Genomic DNA, 25,909 nt, shown 5'->3' on the forward strand with positions numbered 1-25,909 from the left:
ACCGCCGCGCCGACGCCCTCGAGATCAACGCCGACCCCCGCTACACCCAAGAACTCCTCGCCCAAGCCCGCACCCACATCGAAACAGCCCTCCCGGCCACCCCGCCACCCAGCCCCACCAACCCACCCACCCGCCACGAACCCCACGACCACACAACCCCCGACAACCCAGCGACCCCGGACAACCCAGCGACGCCGAACGACCCAGCGACGCCGAACAACCCGCCGGCGCAGGGTGACGCGGCGGCACAGGACAGTCCGGTGACGCGGCAAGACCCGGCGACGCCGAACGGACCGGCGGTGCAGGACAACCCGGTGGTCCAGGACGACCCGGTGGTGCAGGGCGACGACGTGGTGCAGGACGACGTGGTGCTGCCGGGCGATGCGGTGGCGCCGGTTGGTGAGAGTGGAGAGGGCGGGCCGCACGCCGGCCCACTGGACCCACCGCTTCCCGGCGCCCCACGCCTACCAGACCCGCCTGAGCCGCCGGGCTCGCTCAAACCCGATGACCTGCTCAAGCCCCACGACTCGCTCGAACCGCCGGAGTCTGTCGAACTGCCAAACCGGCCCGGGCGATCGGACTGCCTTGAGCCGTCAGGCTCGCTCGAACTGCCCGAGCCGCTCGATCCGGTAGAGCCGGCGGGTCCACCGGACGATCCGTGGCTGGAAGCCGCCGCGCCCTACGACCCCGACCCGCCGACCGACCCCTTCGACCGGCGAACAGCAGCCCAATCCGCGGACGCGGGCAACGAACCCGACCAGGGTTCGGCGATGGATGCCGCCGCGTTGCGGGCACTCCGCGCCCGGCTCGCACAAATCAAGCAGGACGCCTACGCCAACCCGAGCTACCCCACCCACCCCACCAACCCCGGCAGTCCGTACGACCCAGGCGGTCCAGCCAAGCCGGCGTGCCCGGGTACGCCGGCGCGACCGGCACACCCGATCAACGAAACCAAGGGACAGGTCCGTCCAGGATCGGCCCGTGCAGAACAGACACGTCCAGGACCGGCGCGGGCAGGACAGACGCGTCCGGGATCGGCGCGGGCGGGACAGACGCGTCCGGGATCGGCGCGGGCGGGACAGGTACGTCCGGGACAGACCGAGGTCGTCGTGCACCTCACCGACCACACCCTGGCCACCGGCAGCGGTGTACTGCGCGCCGAAAGCATCGGACCACTGCTCGCGGCCCAACTCACCGAACTCATCGGCTACGGCCCCTACACCGTGAAACCGGTCATCGACCTCAACGACGCCGTCAGCGTCGACGCCTACGAGATCCCCACCCGCATCCGCGACCGCGTCAGGTTCACCTACCCCGTCGAACTGTTCCCGTACGGCAACCGTGAAACCACTGGCACCATCGACCTCGACCACATCGAGCCCTACGACCCACACGGACCCACCGGCCAAACCAGCACCACCAATCTCGCGCCGCTGGGCAGGTTCGGGCACCGGGTGAAAACCCATGCCCGCGGCTGGAACGTGCGCCGGATCGACTACAGGACACTCGAGTGGACCACGCCGCACGGGTTCACCTTCCAGGTCGATCCCGACGGCACCCACCGGATCGATCGACGAGCCTCCGGTGAGTCCCCGCCGCATCCAACCTGAGTTGCAACCAGTCGCTGCCCCGCGTCTCATGCACCGCACGGCTTCAGTCCGCGCTCTGCTGCCAGGCCTCGTCTTGTCCACGTCTTGCTCCGCGCCGCCTCAGTCCGCGCTCTGCTGCCGCGCCTCGCCTTGTCCACGTCTTGCTCCGCGCCGCCTCAGTCCGCGCTCTACTGCCGGGCCTCGTCTCGTCCGCGTCTTCCTCCGCTGCCGCTGCCCCCCGCGTCCTACTGCTCCGCGTCCGACTACGCGCCTGCTGCCCCGCGTCGTAGTCCGACCCGCGCCTCGTGCCGTCCGCGTCTGGTGCCGCGCCTGCTGCCTCGCATGCTGCTGTGGCGCGTGCGCCATTCCCGCCCCTATCGGTTTCTGCTGCCGTGCCAGGCGTCGTGCTGTCCGTGTCTGGCCCGCGCCTCGGACTGTCCGCGTCCGGCGCCGCGCCAACTCCCCGGCGGCCTAGTTGCGCGTGGGCCATTCCCGCGCTTCTGTCGGCTTTCTGCTGCCGTGGGTCGTCCTGCCTTGCGTCTCCTGGCCCGCGTCGTGTTGCTGTGCGTCGTCGTTGGCCGCGGATTGTGCTTCCGTGACAGGAGGCTCGGTCGGCGGTGTTCGTCTGGGTCTCGCGGGGCTCGGCGTCTATGTCGCGGAGGGGACCCGGGTCGCGTTCTTTGTACCTTGGAGGTATGGAGACGTTTGAGGGTCGGGTTGTGGTGAATGACGGTGGCGGTGCCTGGGTGGAGGTACCGGGGGAGGTGGTTGCTGCGTTGGGTGGGGGTGGGCGGATTCCGGTGGTGGCTACGTTTGACGGGGTGGGGTATCGGGGGTCGATTGCGTCTATGGGTGGGTGTATGGCGTTGGGGGTGTTGAAGAGCATTCGCGCCGAGTTGGGGAAGGGCGATGGTGACGCCGTCACTGTGACGGTGGAGCGGGATTCCGGTGAGCGGGTGGTGGAGGTGCCGGAGGACTTCGCGGCGGCATTGGCGGAGGCGGGGTTGCGGGAGTCGTTCGACGGGTTGAGTTACAGCCATCGGCGCGAGCACGTGAACGCGATCGTGGATGCCAAGAAGGCCGAGACACGGGCGCGGCGGATCGCGAAGGCCGTGGAGATGCTCAAGCCTTCTTGAGGGAGGCCAGTTCGGTGCGGTTGGAGACGCCGAGTTTGGCGTACACGTGGGCCAGGTGGGTTTTGACCGTGCCGCGGCTCATGAACAGGCGCTCGCCGATCTCGGGGTTGCTGAGGCCCTCGACGGCCAGAGCGACCACCTGTTCCTCGGTCGGTGTGAGGCTGGCCCAGCCGGATGACGGGCGGCCGCGAGCACCGCGGGTACGGCGGGCATAGGCGACGGCCTCGTCCAACGACAGCGCCGGCTCGGGCTGCCCCGGCGATGGCTGTGCGAGTGCCGGGAGGTCCGGGGGCGTTGCCAGGCCGAGTGTCGTGCGGGCGGTGGATGCGGCGGAGGCGAGGCGGGTCGCGTCGGTGGGGCGGTTGGTGTGGGTTGCTAGGAGGGCGAGGGATTCCAGGCTGTCGATGACGTACGTGCGTAGTCCGTGGTCGGCGCGGATTGTCAGGGCCTGATGTAGGAGGTCGGCGGCCTTGTCGGGGTGTTCGGTGATCGCGGTCCGGCCGAGTTGGTCGAGTGCGTCGGCCAGGATCCGCGGGAGGTTGTAGCGACGCGCCAACCCGGCCGCGCGTTCGAGGATCTCGGTCGCGTCCTGTCCGCCGGCGCGCTTCGCAGCGGCGACGGTGGGCAGCAGCATCGCGGGTGCGAACGTCCCGGCGAGCGGGCTGTCCGGCGCGGTGTCGCGGGCCAGCCACTCGACCGCTGCGTCGTACTCGCCGCTCCAGAAGGAGATCAGCCCCATGACTTGACCTAGATTCGGTACGACGGCGCCCGCCGTGTCGGCCAGTTCGAGCAGCGGCCGCATCAACTCGCGTGCTTCGTCGAGGCGGCCCGTTCTGGCCAGCACTGATGCCAGTTGCCCGCGGGCGGTGCCGACGCGGTGGAAGTCGGCGAGCGGCTCGGCGGCGGCGAGGGCGCGTTCGGCGAGCTCGACGGCCTTCAACGGTTCGCCGGTGGAGACCAGGCTCTCGGACCAGACGGTGAGGACGGTCGAGGCGATACCGCGTTCGCCGCTGGTGATCAGACCGTCGGCGGCGCGATCGAGCAGTGGGCGGAGGTCGTCATGGCGATCCCACAGTGAGAGCAGTACGCACTGCAGCGCGACGTTCGCGTTCCGGGCCGATTCGTCGCCGAGACCGTCCGCCAGCCGAACACCTTCCGCCGTCAGATCCCACGCTTTCTGGAAGTCGGTGAAGAACTCGCCGACCGCCACCAGGGCGAGGAAGAGCGAGCGGAGCCGGTCGTCGCCGAGTTCGGTCGCGAGTTCGAGCCCGCGGCCCGCAGCGTCGTACCCGAACGGGTCGACGGTGTCGGCGACTGTCGCGTACCCGTAGAGCAAACGGGCCTGCAGCAACGTTCTGTCGTCCGGCGCGCGGTCGATCGCGCGGCGCAGGTAGCCGATGCCCTCGTTGCCGGTCGCCTGCAGGTTCCACAGCCACCGCAGCGCCGCGGCGAGACGCCGGCCGCGTTCGGGATCATCCGCGGAAAGTCCGTTTTCCAGTGCGGCGCGATAGTTTTCGCGATCCGGTTCGATGAGAGCGCGCCAGGCGTCGCGATCCTTGTCCAGCAAGGGTTCTGCGGCCTCGGCGACCTCGAGGAAATGGTCGAGATGCCGATCCCGTACGTCATCGTCCGCCGTCAAACGTTTTCCGGCGTACTCGCGGATCGTCTCCAGCAGCCGGTACCGCCCGCCCTCGGCGACGACAAGCGATTTGTCGACAAGCCGCGCAAGGACATCCAGTACGGCGCCGCAAACGGCCGATGCGGCGTCGAGGGTGAATCCGCCGGCGAAGACCGCCAGCCGACGGAAGACCTGGCGCTCGTCCTCGTCGAGCAGGTCGTAGCTCCAGTCGATCGATGCGGCAAGGGTGCGCTGGCGCGCCGCGACACCACGAACGTTCTTCGTCAGCAGGCCGAACCGATCGCTCAGACCCGCCAAGATCTGCTCGGGTGTCAGCGTGCGGACCCAGGCGGCAGCCAACTCGAGAGCGAGCGGAATACCGTCCAAACGCACACAGATCGCGCGGATTGCCTGATCGGACTCGATCCGCGCAAGACCGCCGGCGCGCTCGAGAAACAAGGCTCGCGCTTCGTCCGGAGCCAGGGCGGGTACGCGCCAGATCGCCTCGCCGGGCAGGTCCAACGGCTCCCGGCTCGTCGCGAGAACGGATACCTCAGGGCACCCGGTCTGGAGAGCGACGACGAACTCGGCCACACCCGCGATGATCTGCTCGCAGTTGTCGAGGCAGATCAAGGCGCGTTTGGTGCGGAGCTGTCCGATGAGGAGGCGGTCACCGGACTCGATCAGGAGACCGACCGCGGCGGCGACCGTGTCGGGGATCTGCGCACCGTCGGTGACGGCGGAGAGGTCGACCCACCAGACTCCGTCCGGCCAGCGTTCGGCCAGTTGCGCGGCGGTCTGCGCTGCCAGGCGGGTCTTTCCGCTACCGCCTGGTCCGGTGAGGGTGACCAGGCGACTGCCGGAGAGTTGGGTGCGGAGCGCGGCGACCTGGGTCTCGCGGCCGACGAAGGTGGTGAACATCACCGGCAGGTTGTTCGGCACCGCGTCCAAGGACTGCAACGGCGCGGCGGTGGAGGTGAGCTCGAAGACCCGCTCCGGCGAGCCGAGGTCTCGCAACCGGTGCAGGCCGAGATCGATAACGCCAATCAGACCTGCAGCAGTTGTTGCTGTCAGCAACGTCTGCCCCGGATTGGCGATCGCCAGCAGATGCTCGGCATGCCGGACTGCCTGTGTCGTTGAAGGTGCAGTGTGCAGCGCGATCCGCAGCAGCTCGCCAGCAGGCACCTGGGAGGCTGCGTCCCGGAGCGATCGCGCTGCGGTGGTCGCGTCGAGCGGGTCGGCGTACACGAGGACGGGCCATCCGGCGTCCCGGCGTACCAGCTGCTCCCCCGGCAGCTCGGCGGCCAGGCCGGCCAGGCGTGCGTAGGCGGGTGCGCTGGCGGCACCGGCGTACGACGCGATCAGGACTGTCACCCCACCCATGGGCGCCAGTCTGCCATTCGGCTGTGTCGGGTCGCCGTTGTCGACAGTATTCGTTAACCTCCGGAGCAGGGGGTCGAGGAGAGTGAGGAGCCTGATGGCAGACACCACATCGACTGACCACGGACGATTCGCACTACCGACCAAGAATCTGCCCGCACCACAAGTTCGCGACCTTCCCGAGCCGCCCAGCAAGACCTGGAAGATCATCGGCCCCGGCATGGTCGGCGCCGGGGTGGGGCTGGCCTCGGGAGAGTTCATCCTCTGGCCGTACATCTCCAGCCAGGTCGGACTGGTGTTCCTCTGGGGCGCCGTCGTGGGCGTGGTGGTCCAGTGGTTCCTGAACATGGAGATCGAGCGGTACACGCTGGCAACTGGTGAGACAGCGTTGACCGGCTTCAACCGGTACGGGAAGCACTGGGGCCTGTTCTTCGCGATCATGACTTACTTCGCGAACCTGTGGCCCGGCTGGGCGACGAGCTCGGCGAGCATGCTCACCTACCTCTTCGGCGCCGGCAACCCGCGCTGGATCGCGATCGCCATGCTCGTGCTGATCGGGGCGATCCTGACCCTCGCGCCGGTCGTCTACGTGATGCTCGAGCGGCTGATCGCGGTCAAGATCGCGGCCGTCGCGCTGCTCGTCGTCCTCGCGCTCGCGTTTGCGATCCGCGGGAAGACGTACGGCGCACTCGGGGACGCGGTCGCGCACCCGCAGTTCCCGGCCGAGGAGCTCGGGTTCGCGCTGGTGATGGGCGCGATCGCGTACGCCGGAGCGGGCGGCGGCCAGAACCTTGTACAGAGCAACTGGATCCGGGACAAGGGCTTCGGGATGGGCGTGCACGTACCGCGGCTGACGTCACCGGTGACCGGTGAAACCGAGGCCGACCCGACCGCCAACGGGTACACGTTCCCGCCGAACGACGAGAACCTGGCCCGCTGGAAGCGCTGGTGGAAGTTCGCGAACATCGAGCAGGCCGCGACGTTCGTGGCGATCACCGTGGTGACGATCATCTTTACCTCGATGCTTGCCCACGCCACGCTGTTCGGAGACGGAAATGTCAAGAACAACATCGGTTTCCTGAAGATCGAGGGTACGACGCTGCAGACCATCGTCGGCGGCTGGTTCGGCTACCTGTTCTGGGCGATCGGCGCCTTCTCGCTGTTCGCCGCGGCGGCCGGCATCGTCGACTACACGTCCCGGCTGGCGGCCGACATGGTCAAGGCCCGGTACCTGCGCGAGTCCAGCGTCACCGAGTCCAAGCTGTACTTCTGGCTGGTCTGGGGACTGGTTGCCTTCGGCATCATCGTCCTGCTGGCCGGCCTCACTCAGCCGCTGGTGCTCCTGGTGATCTCCGCCTGCACCGCCGGCACGATGATGTTCGTCTACTCGGGCCTGCTCTGGTGGATGAATTCGAGGGCCCTCCCGCACGCCATCCGAATCACCACCTGGCGCTCGGCCGTCCTCTGGTTCTCGTTCCTGGCCTTCGGTTTCCTCGCCGTCTTCACCATCATCGACCAGGTCAAGAAGCTCTAGGGCCGTAGGCCTCCGGGGCGCCGTTCACCGTGGTGAAGAGGGAGTAGACGGACGTGGTGGCGGTCAGGAACAAGCGGTTGCGTTTCGGGCCGCCCCAGGTGAGGTTGCTGACGGTTTCGGGGACCAGGAGCTTGCCGAGTAGCGTGCCGTCGGGGTGGTAGACGTGGACGCCGTCCGCCGCCGACGCCCAGACGCGGCCCTGGGTGTCGAGGCGGATGCCGTCGAAGATGCCGTTGCCGCACTCGGCGAACAGCTCGCCGCCGCTCAGCTTGTCGCCGTCGACGGTGAAGACGCGGATCGTCGCCTCCTCCGAATCGGTGATGTAGAGCAACGACTCGTCGAGTGCGAACGCGAGCCCGTTCGGCCGGTTGAAGTCGTCGGCGACGCGGGTCAGCCCACCGTCCGGCGCGACCCGGTACACATGGCAGCCGCCGGTCTCGATCTCGCCCTTGTACCCCTCGTAGTCGCTGTCGATCCCGTACGCCGGATCCGTGAACCAGATCGAGCCGTCCCGCTTCACCACTACGTCGTTCGGGGAGTTCAGCCGCTTCCCGTCGTACTCGTGGGCGAGGACGGTGATGCCGCCGTGGTGCTCCGTCCGTGTCACGCGCCGGTTGCCGTGCTCGCAGCTCACGAGCCTGCCCTCGGTGTCGCGGGTGTGGCCGTTGGTGTTGCCGGCCGGGTGCCGGAAGACGGAGACCTGGTACGACGTCTCGTCCCAGCGCAGGATGCGGTCGTTCGGGATGTCGCTCCAGAGCAGGTACCGGCCCGCTGCGGAGTACACCGGGCCTTCGACCCAGCGGCCGCCGGTCCACAACCGTTCGAGCCGGCTGTCGCCGCGGATCCCGGCGAACCGGTCGTCGAGCTTCTCCCAGACGGCCGGTGCGGTCCCTGCCAACGGCTCCAGAATTCCCGTCATCACGACTCCTCCTGAGTTGGACCTCTCGGACGGAAGGATATGCGTGGCGCCGCAACGGGGGCACAGAGGTACAGCGCCGTCCCGCCAGGAACTCACCCCACAACCGGACCCGGTCCCCGCAGAGGCCCCTGACGTCCGCCTGCGGGCGCTCCATCAGGTGGACGGAGTGACCAGCACTCAGACAGTCGTCGTCCTGGAGACCTTCTTCGAAGGACAACCCACCGTGGTGTGAGCAACAACCTGCCCCCAGGACGGCTGCTTGACCCTAGACTCGGGCCAGCCGAAGGGAGTTGCTGTGTCCGACAGCTTGCAGATCACCAAGGTGCTGGTCGCCAACCGGGGCGAGATCGCCGTCCGGGTCGTCCGTGCCGCCGCCGACGCGGGGCTGGGCAGCATCGCCGTGTACGCCGACCAGGACCGGGACGCGCTGTTCGTCCGGCTCGCCGACGAGGCCTACGCGCTGGACGGGTCGACACCGGCCGACTCCTACCTGAACATCGGCAAGATCCTCGACGTGGCGGCCCGCTCGGGCGCCGACGCCGTACATCCGGGCTACGGGTTCCTGGCCGAGAACGCCGCGTTCGCTCAGGCGGTGATCGACGCCGGGTTGATCTGGATCGGGCCGCCGCCGTCGGCGATCGATTCGCTCGGCGACAAGGTCAAGGCGCGGCACATCGCCGAGAAGGTCGGCGCGCCGCAGGTCCCTGGTACGCCGGATCCGGTTGCCAATGCCGATGAGGTCGTCGCGTTTGCGCAGGAGTACGGGCTGCCGATCGCGATCAAGGCGGCGTACGGCGGTGGCGGGCGTGGGATGAAGGTCGCGCGGACGCTGGAGGAAATCCCGGAACTGTTCGAGTCGGCGACCCGTGAGGCTGTCAGTGCGTTCGGCCGCGGTGAGTGCTTCGTCGAGCGGTACCTGGACAAGCCGCGGCACGTCGAGACCCAATGCCTGGCCGATGCCCACGGCAACGTTGTCGTCGTGTCGACGCGGGACTGCTCGCTGCAGCGCCGGTACCAGAAGCTCGTCGAGGAGGCGCCGGCTCCGTTCCTGTCTCCTGAGCAGTTGGAGCTGCTCTACTCGTCGTCGAAGAAGATCCTCCGCGAGGCCGGGTACGTCGGCGCCGGGACGTGCGAGTTCCTGGTCGGGCAGGACGGGCTGATCTCGTTCCTCGAGGTCAACACCCGGCTGCAGGTCGAGCACCCGGTCTCGGAAGAGGTCACCGGTCTGGACCTGGTGCGGGAGATGTTCCGGATCGCTCAGGGCGAGGAACTCGGGTACGACGACCCGTTGGTCTCCGGGCACTCGATCGAGTTCCGGATCAACGCCGAGGACGGTGGCCGCGGGTTCCTGCCCGCTCCGGGGACCTTGACGCGCTGGCACGCGCCGTCGGGCCCGGGGATCCGTCTGGACGGCGGGTACGACCAGGGCGAGACCGTGCCGGGCGCGTTCGACTCGCTGGTCGCGAAGCTGATCGTCACCGGGCGGGACCGTCAGCAGGCGCTGGAACGGTCGCGGCGGGCGCTGAAGGAGTTCGTCGTCGAGGGCATGCCGACGGTGATCCCGTTCCACGCCGCGGTCGTCTCCGACCCGGCCTTCGTCGGGACGGACGGGTTCAAGGTCCACACGCGCTGGATCGAGACCGAGTACGACAACCAGCTCACGCCGTACGACGGTCCGACGGCCGAGGCGCCGTCCGACGCCGAGCGCGAGAAGGTCACCGTCGAGGTCGGGGGCAAGCGGCTCGAGGTCGTCCTGCCCGCGGGGCTCGGTGCGATAGGGGCCTCCCCGGCTGCCGGCAACGCGAAGAAGAAGCCGTCGCGCCGGGCAGGCGGAACGAAGGCCTCGGCCGCGTCCGGCGATTCGCTGACGTCGCCGATGCAGGGCACGATCGTCAAGATCGCCGTCGAAGAAGGCGCGACGGTCGCCGAGGGCGACCTGATCGTGGTCCTCGAGGCGATGAAGATGGAGCAGCCGCTGAACGCCCACAAGTCCGGCACCGTCACCGGCCTCAGCGCGGAAGTAGGCGCCACGGTCTCCGCCGGCGCCGTCATCTGCGAGATCAAGGACTGATGCAGGACGAGGAGTACCTGCCGGTTCCGGTGATCGACGCGGTCGCGTTCGACTGTGCGGATCCGGACCGGCTCGGGCGGTTCTGGCAGGCACTGATCGGCGGCGAGCTCCGCCCCGACCAGCACGGCGTCACCGAACTCCACGGCGGCCGGGTCCGCCTGGACTTCGCCCAGGTCCCCGAAGGCAAACAGGTCCGCAAGAACCGCGTCCACCTGGACCTCTACGTCCCCCCGGACACCAAGGACCGCTCGATCGCCCGCGCCCTCTCCCTCGGCGCCACCCGAGCCGACGACATCTACGACGGCACCCTCTGGCAATGCCTCAGAGACCCCGAAGGCAACGAATTCTGCCTCATCTGGGGCGCCGACCACCCGTAGCAGCCCATGTGGTGACCCCGCACCGAGAACCTCACGATTCGGGAGGATTGACAGACAGTTCTCAGGTTTTCGCTGTAGGTTCCGTGCAGGTGTTTCGGTGAGGAGGGTTACTGCATGTCCAAGAAGACCCATCAGCAGCAGCTGGCGGCGCGGAAGGCGAAGCGGCAGGCTGAGCGGGAGATCGAGCGGCGGCGACAGCGGCGGAATCTGGGGATCACCGTGACTGCGGTCGCGGCGGTGGTCGTGGTTCTCGTGGGGGTCTTCGTGGTGTTCGGGGCGGGCGGCGACGACAAGCCGGCCGCGACGCCGTCGGTGGCGGCGCAGAACAAGCCGGCCAGCATCCCGACCGCGATGGCACCGGCGCCGAAGCGGGCGACGCCGCTCGCGTCCGAGGTGAACTGCACGTACAAGAAGTCCACCGAGCCGGCCGCCAAGAAGGTCGATCCACCGGCCAACGGGAAGACCAAGGCGTCGGGTACGTCGAAGGTCAGCCTGAACACGTCCGTCGGCGACCTGCAGCTCACGCTGGACAGCGCGCTCGCGCCCTGCACCGTGAAGAACTTCCTGAGCCTGGTCGGCCAGAAGTACTTCGACAACACCAAGTGTCACCGGCTGACGGTCGGTGAGGGCCTGCAGGTGCTGCAGTGCGGCGACCCGAGCGGCACCGGATCCGGCGGCCCGGGCTACAGCTTCGCGGACGAGGTGTACCCGACGCTGAAGTACGGCCGCGGCATCCTCGCGATGGCGAACTCCGGCGCGAACACGAACGGCAGCCAGTTCTTCATCGTGTACGGCGACGCGTCCGGGTTGACCCCGCAGTACACAGCGTTCGGGACGATCGACGAGCCGAGCGTGAAGCTGATCGACAAGGTCGCGGAGGCCGGCGTCACGCCGCAGAACGGCCCCCAGGACGGTACGCCGGTCACTCCGGTGGAAATCAAGTCGGCAACAGCAGCAGCCTGACCCGTAACGTCCGAAGAAGTGTGGGTGCGAGCCATCGCTTCTTCGGACGTAACGGTGTGGGGGTCAGGCGAGGAGGTGGTACTGCGAACGCGGCCACGCCAGTAGTGCGTGGACCTGGGTGATTCCGGACTGCTGCAGGAGCTCGACCGATCCCTCGCGGAACTTGTAGAGGTTCGTCGCGGGGTCCCGGGTGGTGTTCCAGTTGTAGTCGGCGTACGACTGCATCGCCTTGCGGTACCGGGAATCCGGCGCGACCGAGTCCAGGATCAACAGGTTCTTGAACCAGATCGAGTTGAACGCCGCACCGTTCTTCGCCAGGATCTCCGGTGTGTTGTAGAACGCCAGCGAGGCGTTGGCGACCGACTTCGCGTCGTTCAGGTAGCGGGCGTTACCCGTTGCCTTGAACAACAACACGCCGGCGCCGAGCATGACGCCCTGGTTGTAGCTCCACTGCGTCTTCTCGATATTGCCGGCCAGGTCGATGTGGTCCCAGTACAGCCCGTTCGGCGCGAGCAGGCAGTCCTGCGCCCACTGGTACATCCGCTGGGCCCAGGTCAGGTACGACTTGTCCCGCGTCAGCAGGTACAGGTGCGCCCCGAGCTCGGCGCCCGGGCCGTTCGACACCGTGTTCCGGTCCTGGCTCCACGGCGCCTGCGTCCAGAACACGCCACCGGCGCACGGGTGGGACGCGTCGGTGTCCCAGCCGTGGACGACGAGCGCGAAGATGTCCTTCGCACGAGCGAGTGCAGCACGGTCACCAGTCCGCTTGAACCGCTGGATCAGGTTCAGCCCGATCCACTCGTTGTCGTCGTAGAACTTGTCGCCGCCCTGGCCGTTCGGCGGCCGGACGTACGAGTCGTACCCGGTCGGCGTCGTCCCGGCGTTCCAGTAGAACTCGTACGCCGCAAGCCGTCGATCGGCCTCCGCCGAGCCCTGCCGGCCCGCACCCGGTACGCCGGCCAGGTCCTCCGCCGCGATCGCCGCCTGCGAGTACGGCCAGACGTACGAGTACGGGTTGCTCTGGGTGTTCGGGTACTCCTCGAGCAGCAGCCCCCTGCCGGCGTCGAAGTACGTGTTGATCGCGTCGTACGACGCACGCGCTCGAGCGGCTGCGGTCGGGTCGGTTCCGGCCGGATCGCCGGCGCTGGCCGTGGTCATGGTCAGCGAGCCGAGGACCGCGACCGTGAGCACTCCGGCGGCCACACGAGTTGATATACCAATCTTTCTGCGCATCGACCTGCTCCTCCTGGGCGGTGGTTGACAGCGATGTCACGTTCTAACTGGCGCACGGACACCGCGTCAATGGCTCAGCGAGCAAGCCTTCGCGGACGCCTAGTTGGTATATCAAGGAGTTCGGGCCGGGAAACTGATCCACGCGGACCGGAGGTGGAGCCGGATCCGCACCTGGTCGGCCGTCAGAACACGCTTTCCGCGCGATCCGACCGCCTCGACGGTGAGCGCCCGCCCGCCGCCCGGGCCGACGCCGGTCCGCTTCAGGACCCGGACGTAGCGGATCGACCCGACGTCGAAGACCGCCTGCATCTGGGCGGCCGTCCGCGTCACCGACCACGTCACGTTCGGGTTCCCGTTCTCCGGGTACGCGTCCCAGCCGTCAGCCTTCGTGACTTGGTACGGCGCATCGCCCGCCGCCGTCGCCCCGCCGTTCGACGAGGAGAACTCGGCGATGATCGGATTCCCCTTGTACAGCCGGACCTGTCCCGCGGTCGCCGCGATCGCGTTGTTCGTCGACGTCTCCTCCGAGTCGTACCCGCCGTACACCTGGCAGGACGTGGTGTCGCACAAGTCATACGCTTTCCGCGCCGCGCGGGCCCGGTGGAACACCGAATAGGTGCGCGCGGCAACGGCCTGCGCCTGCAACGCGGCAGGCCGCCAGCTCGACACCGACTCCCGGGGTACGACGCCTCGCAGGTAGTACTCGAGCGGCAGCACGTTCACCGTGTCCAGATGCGCCCTGGACACGTCGATCGCCCGCAGCGCGCCGCGATACCGGCGTACGGCGCCACTCGGCAGCACGAGCCCGATCACCGCCGCGCCCTCGAACTGCGCCATCCCCGTGAACGTCTTGTAGAGCGTCCATTTCCGGGCCTTCGCGTCGTACGAGCTGACCTTCGTGCCGTGTTCGCCGTTCGGGTCGATCGACCACTGGTTCCGAGTCGATGCCCTGGGCAACGGGTAGACCTTGCCGGTGGCCAGCGAGCGAACCGCGAGCCCGCTCACCGCACCGACCCGCACGCCGTCGGTGGTGTCCGCGCTGACCCGGACCCGGATGCTGCCGGTCGCCTTCCCGGTCGTCGTGTCCGGGTAGTAGAAATCGAGGATCTGCATCGCCGGCTTCCCGGCCAGCGCCGCACCCTGCGCGCCGTACTGCGACAATCCGCGGCCGTGCCCGAAGCCGCGCCCGTTGATCGTCGTGTCCGGCGCCGCGGCCGGCACGACCTCGCGGGCCTGGGCGGTCGCGCTGATCAGCGTGGACGACAGGACGACCGCCGCTATCGCACGTTTCCTCATAGTGAGCTTCCCTCATAATGAGCCCAGCTCAAAGTGACCTCCCGTAGACGAGTTGGACGCGGCGCTCGCGGCGGTCCCAGACCAGCCAGCCGCGCTGGAACTTCTGCCGCGACCCGCCCGCGACCTGATAGGCGTCGGTGATCGGCAGCCCGAGCCGCGCGCTGCCGGCCCCGAGCCGCCGGTACCGGGTCCGGAAAGCGCCGGACGTGGAATGCGGGCCGGTGGCAACGGAGTAGAAGACGTCGCGGGTACCGAAGTACGTCGCCCAGCCGGTCCGGGTCCGATGCTCGCCCCAGAACGGCTGGCCGACATTCCGGAAACCGAGTTTCCGCGCGTACTCGTAGATCGGGGTCGAGAAGTTGCCGCTCATCAGGATGTTCACGCGCTGCTTCAGCCAGCCGAGCTTGTTGTACAACTGGGTTCCCGGGCAGGCGGTCGCCTTGGTGTCGCGGTGCCCGGAAACCGTGTGCAGGCGGCTTCCGTCGAGCACGATCGTGGCCAGCGGCGACCGGTAGTTGGCGTCGAGCTTCCAGGCGATCACGCGCGCCGTGGACTCCAGCATCGCCGGCGGCGGGGCGGTCTGCTCGAAGTTTCCGATCACCGCGACGCCGAACGAGTTCGCGTTGAACGACGACGTGTGCGCGCCGAGCACCGGCAAGTGCGCACCGCCGTACCGGCCCTCGAAGACCCGACCGAAGCGGTCGACGAGGAAGTTGTAGCCGAGGTCGCACCACCCGCGGCTCTTCACGTGGTATGCGTACATCGCCCGCACCATCGCCGGGACCTGCGTGCGGGTGTAGTCGTTCCGATCGGCGGTGTGGTGGACGAACGCCGCCATCACAGTCGTCGTGTACTTCGGCCGCACGCACGAGGCACCGTTGTACGCGCGCAGTCGCTCGTCGGCACCCCAGCGTTTCCGGCTCACCATCAACGGCATCGGGTACGGCGCTCTGCTCGCCGCCGCCTCGACCTCGCCGCCCGGGTCCTCGGAATCGGAGCTGAGTACGCCGGGCTGGATCAGAACCACCTTGGCGTCGGACACCGCGCCGGCAGCGGTCACCGCACTCGCCTGCACACCCGTGGCATTACCGACCCACAACGGCTCGGTCCCCGCGCGCTCAATTCCTTCGGCGTCCGATGGATCTGGCCCGTGTTCGTCCTCTACTTGCAGCGGCTGCCAGTCGGTCCATTGCCCGTCGCGTTCGACGCGAACCTTCGCGGTCACTCCCCGCACGCCATCGGGCCAGGTGATGCCGACCATTCCGAACGGTGCGGTTTCGGCCTGCACCGATGGCCCGTCGAGCGGGATCTCCTGATAGGAGGAATCGGGTTTGTCGTGCGGTAGCGGGACCAGAGCAGCCGCCGTCAGTACGAGCGGCAATAGTCGCGCGGTCTTGCCCATAGACAGCCTTCCGGCGCGGAGACGGACAGTCGCTGGGCGGCGCGCACCTCGATTATGCGCTGTCAGTGACCGCTTTCCGGGGATTACGTCACCCTGCGTGGCGTCGCCGATCTTGAGGGATTGGATAGGCTCTCCCTAAAGCCCCCGAGAGAGGCCCGACAATGGAATTCATCCTGATCATCGCCGTCGCGGTGATCGCGGTCCTGGCGTACCGCTCGTACCGTCGGACCCAGCTGCAGACCAAGCAGCAGCACCAGATCACCGCCGCCGAGCTCGAGGCGGTGAAGCGGACCGCCGACGAGGACATCACCCGGTTCGGCGAGGAGCTGCAGGACCTCGACCTGGAGATGGTCGGCAAGGACCTCGGCGATGGTGCACGGCAGGACTACCAACGCGCGCTGGACTCCTACGAGTCCGCGAAGCAGGCGATCGGTCAGGTGACCGAGGCCGACCAGATCAAGCACGTGGTGGAGATCCTCGAGGACGGCCGGTACGCCGCCGCCTGCGTGAAGGCCCGCGTGAACGGCGAGCCGCTGCCGCAGCGCCGCCCGGCCTGCTTCTTCAACCCGCAGCACGGCCCGTCCGTCGTCGACGTGCTGTGGTCGCCGCCGAACGGCGCGCCGCGGGAGGTGCCGGCCTGTGCAGCCGACGCCGAGCGGGTTCGCGCCGGCGCCGAGCCGGACGTCCGCAAGGTGATGGTCGGCCCGCAGCGGGTGCCGTACTGGGAGGCCGGCCCGGCCTACTCGCCGTACGCGCAGGGCCTGTTCGGTGGCGTCGGCGGCGTGCTGACCGGCATGTTCATCGGCACAGCGCTCGGCGGCATGTTCGCGGGCGGCGGGTACGGCGACTACGGAGCCGGCTACGCGGACGGCATGGCCGACGGCGGCGGTGACTTCGGAGACGGTGGCGGCGGTGACGGAGGCGGCGACGGTGGGGGCGACTTCAACCCCTTCGACGGCGGCGACGGCGGCGGCTTCGACTTCGGCGGCGGCGACTTCGGCGGCGATTTCTAAGAACGCGACACGGCCCCCTGACCAGGTTGGTCAGGGGGCCGTGTGCTGTCCTCACTCGCCGAACAGCGGGGTGTTCCCCTCGGCGGTGTTGAGGAAGTAGACCGGGTCCTTGAAGTCACCGGGCACCTTGCCCAGGCCCTTGATCACGGTCGAGGATCCGTTGGCGTGACCAACGGCGTACAGGTAGGCCGAGCCGGTGTCCTTGTCGATCCCGGCGAGCAGCGTGCTCTGCGTGCCGCATTTCTCCGCGACCAGGTAGTCGAAGCTCTGCCAGGTCGAGGTGCGCACCTTCTTGACGACCGGCGCACCGGTGACGGGGATGTGGATCGTGTAGAGCGCGCCACCGTTCGTCGTGGCCAGGAAGGTGTCGTACGTCGCTGTCTCGCTGATCAGCGCCATCGTCTTCACCGAGGAGTAGCCCGGCCAGCGCGTCACGACCCGGCCCGCGTATCGGTAGAGCACACCGTCGCCGCGCAGCCGGTAGTCGGCCGCGCGGTCGCTCTTGCCCCAGTACCACGAGGACTCGATCGCCTTGTAGCCGATGTATCCGACACCGCGGGACTTGAGCGTGGTGAACGGTTTGCCCGCCGCGTCCACGCCGTACGCGCCGCCGTACAGGGTTCCGCTGACGATCACATCGCCGTACCACGTGTAGTCCGCCCCGACACCCAGCGAGATGGTCCAGGTCGACGCGAGCTTCGCGAGTCCCGGGGAGAACATGTGCGGTCCCGTGGACCGCTTGACAGTGGCCGGCGACGTCGCGGTGACGGAGGCGTTGGCCATGTCACCGCCGGCCGTAATCGAGCCGAGGTTGATCTCGCAGGCGGCGGTCGCAGCCGCGGTCGCGCTGCCGGCCGGCACGGTAGCCAGCCCGCCGAGCAGCAGAGCGGAGGCCGCGACTGCGGCAGCCCGGTTCAGTTTCATCGAATGCCCTTCAGGAGTTGGTTGTTATTCGCCGTTTCGCGGCAGTGCGTCGTCGAGACGCCAGAGCGAGGTGACGGGGTCGTTGTAGGTGCCGGGGACCTTGCCCAGGCCCCGGATGACGGTGGAGGTGCCGTTCGCGTGCCCGACGGCGTACAGGTATGCGCTGCCGGTGTCCTTGTCGATTGCCGTGAGCAACGTGCTCTGCGTGCCGCAGCGCTCGGCCACGAGGGTCTCGAAGCCCTGCCAGGTCGAGGTCCGGACCTTCTTCACGGTCGGCTGCAACCGGGTGTCGGCGGGGATGTGGATCGTGTACAGCGCCCCGCCGCGCGTCGTCGCGAGGAAGGTGTCGTAGGTTGCCGTCTCACTGATCAGCGTCATCGCCTTCACCGAGCTGAACCCGGGGTACTGGCGGACGTTCTTCCAGCTGGTCCAGCGGAACAGGACGCCGTCGTTGCGCAGGCCGTAGCGCGCGATCCGGGTCGCCGGTGAGCCGTAGGTGGCCTGCTCGAACATCGTGAACTTCTCCCAGCCGCCCCCGACCAGGTTCGGGTAGGTGTACAGGTCGCCGGTCATCTCGTCGTAGCCCCAGGACACCTGGTACAGGCGTGATCCGAGGACGACGTACCCGTCGTTCGAGCCGGCGTCCCAGCGCCAGGTCGAGCTGACCCGGGCTGCTCCGGGCGAGAACAGGTGAGGTCCGGCGACGGTCTTCGCGGTCGGTGGAGTCCCGGCGGTGATGGTTGTGTTGGGCGCGTCACCGCCGCTCGTCAGCGGCTGGAGCTGCATCTTGCAGGCAGCCGCCGGCGCGGCAGCGGCCGCCGTACCTGGGGCGATGGTTGCCAGGGTGCCCAGGAGTACGGCGGCCGATGCGGCGGTAGAAGCTCGTCTCAGGTAGCTCTTCACACCTCGAACGATGCAGCCACCGCCGCCGAAGTTGCGTCATCTGGTGATCTCGATCGGGACGGACAGCGCCGACCCGGCCGGTGCGCCCCAACCGGAGATCCACGGGCTCGTCACACTCCTTGACCTGATGCTCGCTCTCAGTGATAGTCGTGAGACCAGCAGATCTGAGTTGAGGAGAAATTTCATGCAAACTCCATCGACTGACGACGACCTGACCGTACGCTTCTACTGCAAGGACCCGGGGTCGAAGAGCTCAGATGATTGCCCGAGCTTCTACTCGACCGACCGAGGAAGCTGGGTCGTCCAGGGCCAGGCTCTCGGTGACGAAGTCGGAGCTCAGCTCAGGGGCCTCAAGCCGGAGGAGACCTTCCTCGAGGTTCCACAGGCGCTCATCGAGCGATTCGTGCACATGTACGTCGAGGAGAGGTATGGAGTCGATCTCCGTCCAGCGTCGCAGGGAACTGATTACCCAGACCCGCGATCAACTGAAGTTGGAGCTGCGGGATAACTACGGGGTCGACCAGGAAGATCTCGATGCCTGGCGAGCCGGCGACTACGCCGCGCTGGAGGCTTCCTATGGCGGCTGGCGCGACGAGGTCGCCGCGATGACTGCGGCCGGCCGGACGCTGCGCCGAGTGCGGGTCGTCTCCGAACCGCTGTCGGAGTACCAGCAAATGGCTGTGCGCTTCAGTGGCGCCGCGGTCGAGGCAGGTGAGGACCTGCGATGGCTACCCCGGCGGCTGACCTCGACTCTCGCGTTGCCTGGAAACGATTGCTTCGTCCTCGACGGCAAGCTCGCGATGTTCAACGTCCTCGACGGCGGCAACGAGAGGTTCGAGATCCAGCTGTACGACGAGGTCGAGGTCGTTCGGTTCTGCCTGGCCGCCTTTGAATCGGCCTGGGCGTTGGCCATCCCACATCGCGAGTTTCGGCCAGAGGAAGTGTCACGGTTGCATTGAGCAATGGAGCATCAGAGGCGAGGAAGGCGTTCGCCCTCAAGCTGCGAGACCTGCGACGGGATGCCGGCCTCACCGGCCGGGTGTTCGCCGAGGCGACCGGGATGCACAACACGAAGATCTCCCGGATCGAGCACGGCCGCCAGTACCCGTCAGAGGACGATATCCGCGCGTGGTGCATAGCCTGCGGCGTCGCACGCCGGATCGACGAGCTGATCGCGATACATCGCGAAGTCGAACAGATGTGGAAGGAATACCGCCGCGACCTGCGCAAGGGCCAGCGGCACGTGCAGGAGCGGAGCGGACCCCTCTACGCCAGCACAGGACTCCTCCGCGCGTACGAGGCGATCGTGGTACCCGGCATCTTGCAGACCGCCGGCTATGTGCGAGCCGTGCTCACCATCAACGCTGAACTTCACGACCTGCCACTGGACGAAGTCGAGGGGGCTGTTGAGGCAAGGCTGGTACGGCAGCGGCTGTTGACCCACGGCGACGGGACCAACAGCTACTCGTTCGTCATCGAAGCCAGCGTGCTCGGCAACTGGTTCGGCGGCACCGCGGTCATGCGGGAGCAACTGGACTTCCTGCGCCAGGCTTCCCGCCTGCCCAACGTTGCCCTCGGGATCATCCCGCCCGGCCACCGGAGCATGTGGGGCGGAGAATGCTTCTACATCTTCGACGACCAGATGGTCCGCAGCGAGATGTGGACCGGCTCCTTCAAGACGACTCAGGCCGCCGATGTCACCTTCTTCGAGCGCGCTTTCGACCGTCTCCGACGCCAGGCGGTGTATGGCGACGCAGCCCGCGCGCTGATCGCCGCTGAACAGCAAAATCTGCAAACTGCTGAAAACATCTAGAATCCCCGACCGGCCCGGAGCGAAGGTAGTTGCCTGGCAGGCGGGCGTGCCGCCCTGTAGGCCGCGCCCGCCCGCCACTCCAGTCGCAACGGCCGAGGGAGACCGCATGAGTGAGCTGCACCCAGCAGGGCCTGTCCGACGTCGAGATGCACCAAAGGCTTCTGATCTCGCGGTGGAGCAAGGTGGCGAGCTGAACGACTCCGGCTGGCCCGCGCTGCAGCCCGCCGAACGATGCGACGGGGAGAACCCGATAACCGGCACAGCCTGCATCATCGGCCGGCATCGGGGCTATCACCGCGACAACACCGGTGCGCAGTGGCTGGACGACTGACCAGCGCCCGCCTCGATTGCAGGTGATGTCACGAGCAAGCAGCCGATAACGCGCGACCACCAGCACCCCTGCACCCAGGCCACCGAGTCAGCCGGAGCCTGTGGCCGATTTTGGTTGTTTGGGGAGGGTTACCGGCTGATTCGGGCGGGCGCGGCTCCCCAAACCGGTCGGACTTGCGGCGCACGACATGAGACGTCAGACCGGAGGCTGGATGCGAGTCCATCAGGCGTCCGGTGACTGGCGCGCCCAACTCAGCCACGCGCCAACACTTCTCATCTCTTGTCTCAGCTGCGCAGGTGCAGACGGCGGGCGGCCTCGGCGACCGAGCCGGAGATGGAGGGGTAGACGGTGAAGGACTGGGCTACCTGGTCGACGGTGAGGCGGGCGCCTACCGCCAGGGAGATCGGGTGGATGAGTTCGCTGGCTCGCGGGGCGACCACGACGCCGCCGACGACGATGCCGGTGTTGGGCAGGCAGAAGAGTTTGACGAAGCCGTCGCGGACGCCCTGCATCTTGGCGCGGGCGTTGTCGGAGAGCGGGACCTTGACGACCAGCGCCGTACTGCCGCCGGAGTCGACGACCGCCTGGCTCAGTCCCACGGTGGCGATCTCCGGCGCGGTGAAGACGTTCGCGGAGACCGTTGACTGGTCCAACGGCTGGACGGCGTCGCCGAGCGCGTGCGCCATCGCGATCCGGCCCTGCATGGCGGCCACCGAGGCCAGCATCAGTACGCCGGTGCAGTCGCCGGCCGCGTAGACGCCGCGGGCCGTGGTCCGCGAGACCCGGTCGACCTGCACGAACCCGCCGTCGGTGAGCGACACGCCCGACTCGACCAGGTTCAGGTCGTCGGTGTTCGGCAGCGACCCGACCGCGAGCAGCGCGTGCGACCCCTCGACCTTCCGGCCGTCGGTCAGCGTCACCACGACCCCGTCGCCCTGCCGCTTCACCGACTCGGCCCGCGACTTGCTCAGCACGGTCAGACCGCGCCGCTTGAACACGTCCTCCAGAACCGCTGCCGCGTCAGCATCCTCGCCCGGCAGCACCCGGTCCCGGGAGGACACCAGTACGACGTCCGCCCCGAGCGCGTCGTACGCGCTGGCGAACTCCGCACCCGTGACACCGGACCCGACCACGATCAGCCGCTCCGGCAGCTCGTCGAGCTCGTAGACCTGCTCCCAGGTCAGGATCCGCTCGCCGTCCGGCTCCGAGCCCTTCAGGATCCGCGGCCTTGCCCCGGTGGCGATCAGCACCACGTCGGCGGGCAGCCGCTCGTCGCCGACGACCACGGTCTCCGGGCCGTCCAGCCGGCCGCGGCCCTGGATCACCCGGACCTTGTCGCGGTCCAGCCGCCGCGAGATGCCCTCGCCCTGGGCGGCCGCCAGCGCCTTGACCCGCTTGTTGACGACGGAGAGATCGACACGCACGGAGTTCGCCGGGTCGTCGTCGCCGTCGTCCAGCCGGACGCCCAGCTCCCCGGCCTCTTCCACCTCGGTCATCACCTCCGCGGTGGCGATCAGGGTTTTGCTCGGTACGCAGTCGGTGAGCACGGCGGAACCGCCGATCCCGTCGGAATCGACGACCGTTACCTCCCCGCCCAGTTGAGCAGCCGCACTGGCCGCTTCGTACCCGCCTGGACCGCCTCCGATGATCACAACTCGCGCCACGAGAGGTCATTCTTCCGTATCCTCTGATTCCGTGACCCTGTACGCCGCGTTTGCGTCGAATCTGGACCCGAACCTGATGTCCGAGCGGTGCCCGTACTCGCCGCTGCGCGGGACCGGCTGGCTCCCTGGCTGGCGGCTCACGTTCGGTGGCGAGGAGCTCGGCTGGGAGGGCGCGATGGCCACCGTGGTCGAGGATCCGGCCGACCCCACCAACCAGGTCTTCGTCGCGCTGTACGACATCCACCCCAAGGACGTCGAGCGGCTGGACGAGTGGGAGTGGATCGACCAGGACGTCTACAGCAAGATCCAGGTCCGGGTGCAGACCCTGGACGGCGCGCAGCTGGCCTGGATGTACGTGCTGAACGCCTACGAGGGCGGCCTGCCCTCGGCCCGCTACCTCGGCATCCTCGCCGAGGCCGCTGAGGCGGCCGGCGCCCCGGACGACTACGTCGCCGACCTCCGCGCGCGCCCCTGCCAGTCGTCTGGGCATTAGCTATCGTGCGGTAGTGACCGAAGATCTGAAGGCCGCCGCCGAAGCCTGGCTGAGCGAGGACCCCGACCCCGACACCCGCGCCGAGCTCCAGGCGCTGCTGGACGCCGGGGACTCTGCAGAACTGACCGACCGCTTCTCCGGGACCCTGGAGTTCGGTACGGCGGGGTTGCGCGGTGCCGTCGGCGCCGGACCGAACCGGATGAACCGGGTCGTCGTGATCCGCGCCGCCGCCGGACTCGCGGCGTACCTGAAGGCGAAGGGGCTCACCGACGGCCCGGTCCTGATCGGGTACGACGCCCGCCACAAGTCGGACGTGTTCGCGCAGGACACGGCGGCTGTGATGCGCGGCGCCGGCCTGGACGCCGTACTGCTCGACCGGCCGGCCCCGACGCCGGTCGTCGCCTTCGGGATCGGGCACCTGCACGCGGTGGCCGGCGTGGTGGTGACCGCGTCGCACAACCCGCCGCAGGACAACGGCTACAAGGTCTACCTGGGTGACGGCTCGCAGATCGTGCCGCCGGCCGACGCCGACATCGCTGCTGCGATCGCCGCGGTCGGCCCGCTGGCCGACGTACCGCGTGGCGACGACTGGCAGACGACCGGGGACGACCTGCTGAACGCCTACCTGGACCGGATCGCCCAGCTGGTGCCGGCCGATGCGCCACGGGACCTGAACGTCGCCTACACGCCGCTGCATGGCGTCGGGCGGACCCTGGTCGAGGCCGCGGTCGCCCGGGCGGGGTTCGCCGCACCGCAGGTGGTCGCGTCGCAGGCCGACCCGGATCCGGACTTCCCGACGGTCTCGTTCCCGAACCCGGAGGAGCCGGGCGCGATCGATGCCGCGCTGGAGCTGGCCCGTTCGATGGGGGCGGACATCGCGGTTGCGAACGACCCGGACGCGGACCGGTGCGCAGTGGCGGTCCCAGGCCCTGAGGGCTGGCGGATGCTGCGCGGCGACGAGCTGGGCGCGCTGCTCGGTGAGTTCCTGCTGTCCGCACGCCCTGACGGCGTGGCGGCGTGCTCGATCGTGTCGTCGTCGCTGCTCGGCAAGATCGCGGCGTCGTACGGCGTCCGGTACGTCGAGACGCTGACCGGGTTCAAGTGGATCGGGCGGGTGCCGGAGCTGGTCTTCGGTTACGAGGAGGCGCTCGGGTACTGCGTGGACCCGGCGGCGGTGAAGGACAAGGACGGCGTGTCGACGCTGGTCCGGGTGCTGCAGCTGGCAGCGCAGGCGAAGGCGGCGGGACGCACGCTGCTCGACCTGCTGGACGATCTCGCGGTCAAGCACGGGCTGCACGCGACCGACCAGCTGGCGGCGCGGGTCGAGGATCTTTCACTGATCGCCCAGGCGATGGACCGGCTCCGCGCGACGCCGCCCACGACACTCGGGGCGTACACCGTCGAGCGGATCGACGACCTGAGCAAGGGGTCGGAGTCACTGCCCCCGACCGACGGGCTGCGGTACACACTGTCCGACGGCGCACGCGTGGTCGTGCGCCCGTCCGGGACCGAGCCCAAGCTGAAGTGCTACCTGGAAGTGGTTGTGCCGGTCAGCACCGATGTCGCTGATGCTCGGCGCCGGGCAGGCGAGGACCTGTCCGGCATCAAGCAAACGTTGTCGACCGCGCTGGGTCTGTAGCTGGGAGCACCTGGCGGGTGGCTCCCCGGCTCAGCGAGCTGCCGCGGCTTCGGCCTGCTCGGTGTGCAGGGAGCTCTGCAGTGACGAGTGCAGGATGCGGAGCGTGCTGGTGGACTGCATCAGCGCGTCCCGCTCGTCCGGGTTCCGGTTCGCCAGTGCGGTGATGTCGTTGATGCTGGCCTCGATCCGGGCGATCCGGTCGGCGACCGAACCCTCCTGGCTGCTGGCCTTGCGGATCGCGTCCGACGTGACTGTCCAGACGTCCTCCTTGTCGTTGGTCCGCCGGGACATGTCCACCATCTGGCTCAGCGCGGCGAGGTCGTGGGCGACCTGGGTGCGCTCCACCGGCGAGGTGATGCCCGCGGTCGCCTGGCGCAGCCGGGTGACGTGCCCGGACAGCTCCGACCAGGTGCTCCGGCCGCTCTTGATCTTGTCCAGCACCTTCGCGTACTCGGTGTTGAACTCGTCGTAGTTCACTGTGACTCCTGCCGTTCGATGCTCGACTCAAGAACTCTAGGGCGTCCGCACCCGAAACAAGTAACCACACGATCGCAGATCGTGCAGGTGTCGCCAAAAAGAAACAGCCGCCCGGTACGCCAACGCGTACCGGGCGGCTGAGTTACGTACTTACGTCAGGAGACGTAGGCAGAGGATGCGTTGAAGGTGTTGCAGTTGCCCGCGACGGCGTAGCTGCGCGCCGCGTTGAAGCCGGCGAACGACCAGAACCGGTGGTTCTTCAGCGAGCCGTGGTCACGGACACCACCCGGCTGGTCGCCGGAGTTGGTGACGACGTAGACCCACTGCTGGTAGAGGCCACCGCTCATCGGGTAGTAGCGCTTGTTCGCGGCGATGGCGGCCGAGCCGAAGCAGGACGCCTGCAGCTCACGACGGCGGCTCTCCTCGAGCTGCGCGGCGTACGTGCTGAAGGCGCGCTGACGCTGCCAGGACGCGTTCAGGATGCCGGTCAGCCACTGGATGTGGTGACCGTACTCGTGCGAGAGGGTGTTGGTCGCGTACGCCCGCGCCAGGGTCGGGCTCGACTTCCAGAAGCTGATGATCTGGCCGGTCGGCATGTAGATCCAGGACTTGCCGTTGTACGCGCAGTAGAACGCGGTGTCGGTGACCGTGCCGCAGTACGAGTTGATCGTGCGGGCGGTGGTGACGACCAGCTTCGGGGCCACCTTGTACGCCGCACCGGCCTGCTTCAGCGGCAGCGCCCACTCGGCGTAGGTGCAGCGGAACAGCTGCGAGAGGTACGCGTTGACGCCGGTGTAGGTGCGCAGCGAGACGTTCACCTCCTTGCACTTCGACGGGGTGATCGGCCCCGTCTTGTACAGGCGGTTGTAGCGCACGACGTTCGTCAGCGACGACTTCGCTGTCACACCGTCACCAGCCGGCGGGTTGCCGATCACGTAGGCAGTGCCGTCGATCGGCGCAACCGGCGTGGCAGTCGTCGCTGCAGCGGCCGTGGCCACCGTCTTGGTCGTGCTGGAGGTCTGCGCGGCCTGGGCGTTCGGCAGTGCCAGCGCGGCAAAGCCGGCCAGGGCACCGACGGTGGCCATGCCACGCAGGGTGTAACGGGAGAGGTTGACCATGAGCTCCACTCTCGAT

22 protein-coding genes and 1 pseudogene are annotated in these 25,909 nt (G+C 68.3%); 13 read left to right on the forward strand and 10 right to left on the reverse strand.

Annotation, left to right across the window (positions count from 1 at the left end):
* Positions 1 to 1,610: pseudogene (locus tag ACWF0M_RS35425) on the forward strand (hypothetical protein); the annotation flags it as partial.
* Between the two features lie 674 nt (positions 1,611 to 2,284).
* Entirely contained in the window at positions 2,285 to 2,725 is a 441-nt protein-coding gene (locus tag ACWF0M_RS35430) for a YdeI/OmpD-associated family protein (RefSeq protein WP_452240125.1), read from the forward strand.
* Here the strand turns inward: ACWF0M_RS35430 and ACWF0M_RS35435 are convergent.
* Positions 2,712 to 5,726, reverse strand: coding sequence for a helix-turn-helix transcriptional regulator (locus tag ACWF0M_RS35435; RefSeq protein ID WP_452240126.1), 3,015 nt, complete (start codon positions 5,724 to 5,726; stop codon positions 2,712 to 2,714). The genes ACWF0M_RS35430 and ACWF0M_RS35435 overlap by 14 nt on opposite strands.
* Before the next feature lie 94 nt (positions 5,727 to 5,820).
* Between ACWF0M_RS35435 and ACWF0M_RS35440 the strand changes: the two genes are divergently transcribed.
* Positions 5,821 to 7,257 (forward strand): Nramp family divalent metal transporter, encoded by a 1,437-nt coding sequence (locus ACWF0M_RS35440; RefSeq protein WP_452240127.1) that lies wholly within the window; start codon positions 5,821 to 5,823, stop codon positions 7,255 to 7,257.
* Here ACWF0M_RS35440 and ACWF0M_RS35445 read toward each other — a convergent pair.
* The gene (locus ACWF0M_RS35445) at positions 7,244 to 8,176 is read right to left on the reverse strand and encodes an SMP-30/gluconolactonase/LRE family protein (protein WP_452240128.1); all 933 of its coding nucleotides are present in this window, start codon (positions 8,174 to 8,176) and stop codon (positions 7,244 to 7,246) included. The genes ACWF0M_RS35440 and ACWF0M_RS35445 overlap by 14 nt on opposite strands.
* Positions 8,177 to 8,471: 295 nt before the next feature.
* On the opposite strand from ACWF0M_RS35445, the gene ACWF0M_RS35450 reads away from it, so the two are divergent.
* The 3 genes from ACWF0M_RS35450 (at position 8,472) to ACWF0M_RS35460 (ending at position 11,587) form a co-directional block, all read left to right on the forward strand.
* Complete coding sequence (locus ACWF0M_RS35450) at positions 8,472 to 10,247, forward strand: acetyl/propionyl/methylcrotonyl-CoA carboxylase subunit alpha (RefSeq protein WP_452240129.1); 1,776 nt, start codon at positions 8,472 to 8,474, stop codon at positions 10,245 to 10,247.
* A complete protein-coding gene (locus ACWF0M_RS35455) occupies positions 10,247 to 10,624 on the forward strand; it encodes a VOC family protein (RefSeq protein WP_452240130.1) in 378 nt (125 codons plus the stop codon). Before ACWF0M_RS35450 ends, ACWF0M_RS35455 begins: the two co-directional genes overlap by 1 nt.
* 114 nt (positions 10,625 to 10,738) lie before the next feature.
* A complete protein-coding gene (locus ACWF0M_RS35460; protein WP_452240131.1) occupies positions 10,739 to 11,587 on the forward strand; it encodes a peptidylprolyl isomerase in 849 nt (282 codons plus the stop codon).
* A 63-nt stretch (positions 11,588 to 11,650) separates the two neighbouring features.
* Here ACWF0M_RS35460 and ACWF0M_RS35465 read toward each other — a convergent pair whose 3' ends face one another.
* From ACWF0M_RS35465 to ACWF0M_RS35475, 3 genes are all read right to left on the reverse strand, one after another.
* On the reverse strand, positions 11,651 to 12,820 hold the full coding sequence (locus tag ACWF0M_RS35465; protein ID WP_452240132.1) for a glycoside hydrolase family 76 protein: 1,170 nt from the start codon (positions 12,818 to 12,820) through the stop codon (positions 11,651 to 11,653).
* Between the two features lie 111 nt (positions 12,821 to 12,931).
* Entirely contained in the window at positions 12,932 to 14,116 is a 1,185-nt protein-coding gene (locus ACWF0M_RS35470; RefSeq protein ID WP_452240133.1) for a SpoIID/LytB domain-containing protein, read from the reverse strand.
* A gap of 28 nt (positions 14,117 to 14,144) precedes the next feature.
* Positions 14,145 to 15,518: an N-acetylmuramoyl-L-alanine amidase gene (locus tag ACWF0M_RS35475; RefSeq protein WP_452240134.1), complete on the reverse strand. Its 1,374-nt coding sequence runs from the start codon at positions 15,516 to 15,518 to the stop codon at positions 14,145 to 14,147.
* 161 nt (positions 15,519 to 15,679) lie between these two features.
* Between ACWF0M_RS35475 and ACWF0M_RS35480 the strand changes: the two genes are divergently transcribed.
* The gene (locus ACWF0M_RS35480) at positions 15,680 to 16,531 is read left to right on the forward strand and encodes a hypothetical protein (RefSeq protein WP_452240135.1); all 852 of its coding nucleotides are present in this window, start codon (positions 15,680 to 15,682) and stop codon (positions 16,529 to 16,531) included.
* A 51-nt stretch (positions 16,532 to 16,582) separates the two neighbouring features.
* On the opposite strand, the gene ACWF0M_RS35485 is transcribed toward ACWF0M_RS35480, so the two are convergent.
* Entirely contained in the window at positions 16,583 to 17,455 is an 873-nt protein-coding gene (locus ACWF0M_RS35485) for a hypothetical protein (RefSeq protein WP_452240136.1), read from the reverse strand.
* 24 nt (positions 17,456 to 17,479) lie between these two features.
* Entirely contained in the window at positions 17,480 to 18,358 is an 879-nt protein-coding gene (locus ACWF0M_RS35490; RefSeq protein ID WP_452240137.1) for a hypothetical protein, read from the reverse strand.
* Between the two features lie 43 nt (positions 18,359 to 18,401).
* Here ACWF0M_RS35490 and ACWF0M_RS35495 point away from each other — a divergent pair, with 43 nt between their 5' ends.
* The 4 genes from ACWF0M_RS35495 (at position 18,402) to ACWF0M_RS35510 (ending at position 20,502) form a co-directional block, all read left to right on the forward strand.
* A complete protein-coding gene (locus tag ACWF0M_RS35495; protein WP_452240138.1) occupies positions 18,402 to 18,866 on the forward strand; it encodes a hypothetical protein in 465 nt (154 codons plus the stop codon).
* Positions 18,850 to 19,317 carry a DUF6879 family protein gene (locus tag ACWF0M_RS35500; protein ID WP_452240139.1) on the forward strand — a complete coding sequence of 156 codons (468 nt, stop codon included), beginning with the start codon at positions 18,850 to 18,852 and terminating at the stop codon, positions 19,315 to 19,317. The genes ACWF0M_RS35495 and ACWF0M_RS35500 overlap by 17 nt, the downstream gene beginning before the upstream one ends.
* The gene (locus tag ACWF0M_RS35505) at positions 19,314 to 20,171 is read left to right on the forward strand and encodes a helix-turn-helix domain-containing protein (protein WP_452240140.1); all 858 of its coding nucleotides are present in this window, start codon (positions 19,314 to 19,316) and stop codon (positions 20,169 to 20,171) included. The genes ACWF0M_RS35500 and ACWF0M_RS35505 overlap by 4 nt, the downstream gene beginning before the upstream one ends.
* A gap of 106 nt (positions 20,172 to 20,277) precedes the next feature.
* Positions 20,278 to 20,502, forward strand: coding sequence for a hypothetical protein (locus ACWF0M_RS35510; protein WP_452240141.1), 225 nt, complete (start codon positions 20,278 to 20,280; stop codon positions 20,500 to 20,502).
* A 284-nt stretch (positions 20,503 to 20,786) separates the two neighbouring features.
* Here ACWF0M_RS35510 and ACWF0M_RS35515 read toward each other — a convergent pair whose 3' ends face one another.
* On the reverse strand, positions 20,787 to 22,166 hold the full coding sequence (locus ACWF0M_RS35515) for an NAD(P)H-quinone dehydrogenase (RefSeq protein WP_452240142.1): 1,380 nt from the start codon (positions 22,164 to 22,166) through the stop codon (positions 20,787 to 20,789).
* 31 nt (positions 22,167 to 22,197) lie between these two features.
* On the opposite strand from ACWF0M_RS35515, the gene ACWF0M_RS35520 reads away from it, so the two are divergent.
* A complete protein-coding gene (locus ACWF0M_RS35520; RefSeq protein ID WP_452240143.1) occupies positions 22,198 to 22,659 on the forward strand; it encodes a gamma-glutamylcyclotransferase in 462 nt (153 codons plus the stop codon).
* Between the two features lie 13 nt (positions 22,660 to 22,672).
* A complete protein-coding gene (locus tag ACWF0M_RS35525; RefSeq protein WP_452240144.1) occupies positions 22,673 to 24,298 on the forward strand; it encodes a phospho-sugar mutase in 1,626 nt (541 codons plus the stop codon).
* 30 nt (positions 24,299 to 24,328) lie between these two features.
* On the opposite strand, the gene ACWF0M_RS35530 is transcribed toward ACWF0M_RS35525, so the two are convergent.
* Positions 24,329 to 24,775: a hypothetical protein gene (locus tag ACWF0M_RS35530; protein WP_452240145.1), complete on the reverse strand. Its 447-nt coding sequence runs from the start codon at positions 24,773 to 24,775 to the stop codon at positions 24,329 to 24,331.
* Between the two features lie 155 nt (positions 24,776 to 24,930).
* Positions 24,931 to 25,860, reverse strand: a complete 930-nt coding sequence (locus ACWF0M_RS35535; RefSeq protein WP_452240146.1) for a neutral zinc metallopeptidase — start codon at positions 25,858 to 25,860, stop codon at positions 24,931 to 24,933.
* Positions 25,861 to 25,909 lie beyond the last annotated feature (49 nt).

The sequence above is a fragment of the Kribbella sp. NPDC055110 genome, assembly GCF_053607525.1.

What these genes read in the sequence shown, in the direction of transcription:
- ACWF0M_RS35535 (WP_452240146.1), bottom strand. Translation starts at nt 25,860, where the DNA reads ATGGCCACCGTCGGTGCCCTGGCCGGCTTTGCCGCGCTGGCACTGCCG.
- ACWF0M_RS35475 (WP_452240134.1), bottom strand. Translation starts at nt 15,518, where the DNA reads ATGGGCAAGACCGCGCGACTATTGCCGCTCGTACTGACGGCGGCTGCT.
- ACWF0M_RS35455 (WP_452240130.1), top strand. Translation starts at nt 10,247, where the DNA reads ATGCAGGACGAGGAGTACCTGCCGGTTCCGGTGATCGACGCGGTCGCG.
- ACWF0M_RS35435 (WP_452240126.1), bottom strand. Translation starts at nt 5,726, where the DNA reads ATGGGTGGGGTGACAGTCCTGATCGCGTCGTACGCCGGTGCCGCCAGC.
- ACWF0M_RS35445 (WP_452240128.1), bottom strand. Translation starts at nt 8,176, where the DNA reads ATGACGGGAATTCTGGAGCCGTTGGCAGGGACCGCACCGGCCGTCTGG.
- ACWF0M_RS35440 (WP_452240127.1), top strand. Translation starts at nt 5,821, where the DNA reads ATGGCAGACACCACATCGACTGACCACGGACGATTCGCACTACCGACC.
- ACWF0M_RS35430 (WP_452240125.1), top strand. Translation starts at nt 2,285, where the DNA reads ATGGAGACGTTTGAGGGTCGGGTTGTGGTGAATGACGGTGGCGGTGCC.
- ACWF0M_RS35510 (WP_452240141.1), top strand. Translation starts at nt 20,278, where the DNA reads ATGAGTGAGCTGCACCCAGCAGGGCCTGTCCGACGTCGAGATGCACCA.
- ACWF0M_RS35470 (WP_452240133.1), bottom strand. Translation starts at nt 14,116, where the DNA reads ATGAGGAAACGTGCGATAGCGGCGGTCGTCCTGTCGTCCACGCTGATC.
- ACWF0M_RS35485 (WP_452240136.1), bottom strand. Translation starts at nt 17,455, where the DNA reads ATGAAACTGAACCGGGCTGCCGCAGTCGCGGCCTCCGCTCTGCTGCTC.
- ACWF0M_RS35460 (WP_452240131.1), top strand. Translation starts at nt 10,739, where the DNA reads ATGTCCAAGAAGACCCATCAGCAGCAGCTGGCGGCGCGGAAGGCGAAG.
- ACWF0M_RS35465 (WP_452240132.1), bottom strand. Translation starts at nt 12,820, where the DNA reads ATGCGCAGAAAGATTGGTATATCAACTCGTGTGGCCGCCGGAGTGCTC.
- ACWF0M_RS35480 (WP_452240135.1), top strand. Translation starts at nt 15,680, where the DNA reads ATGGAATTCATCCTGATCATCGCCGTCGCGGTGATCGCGGTCCTGGCG.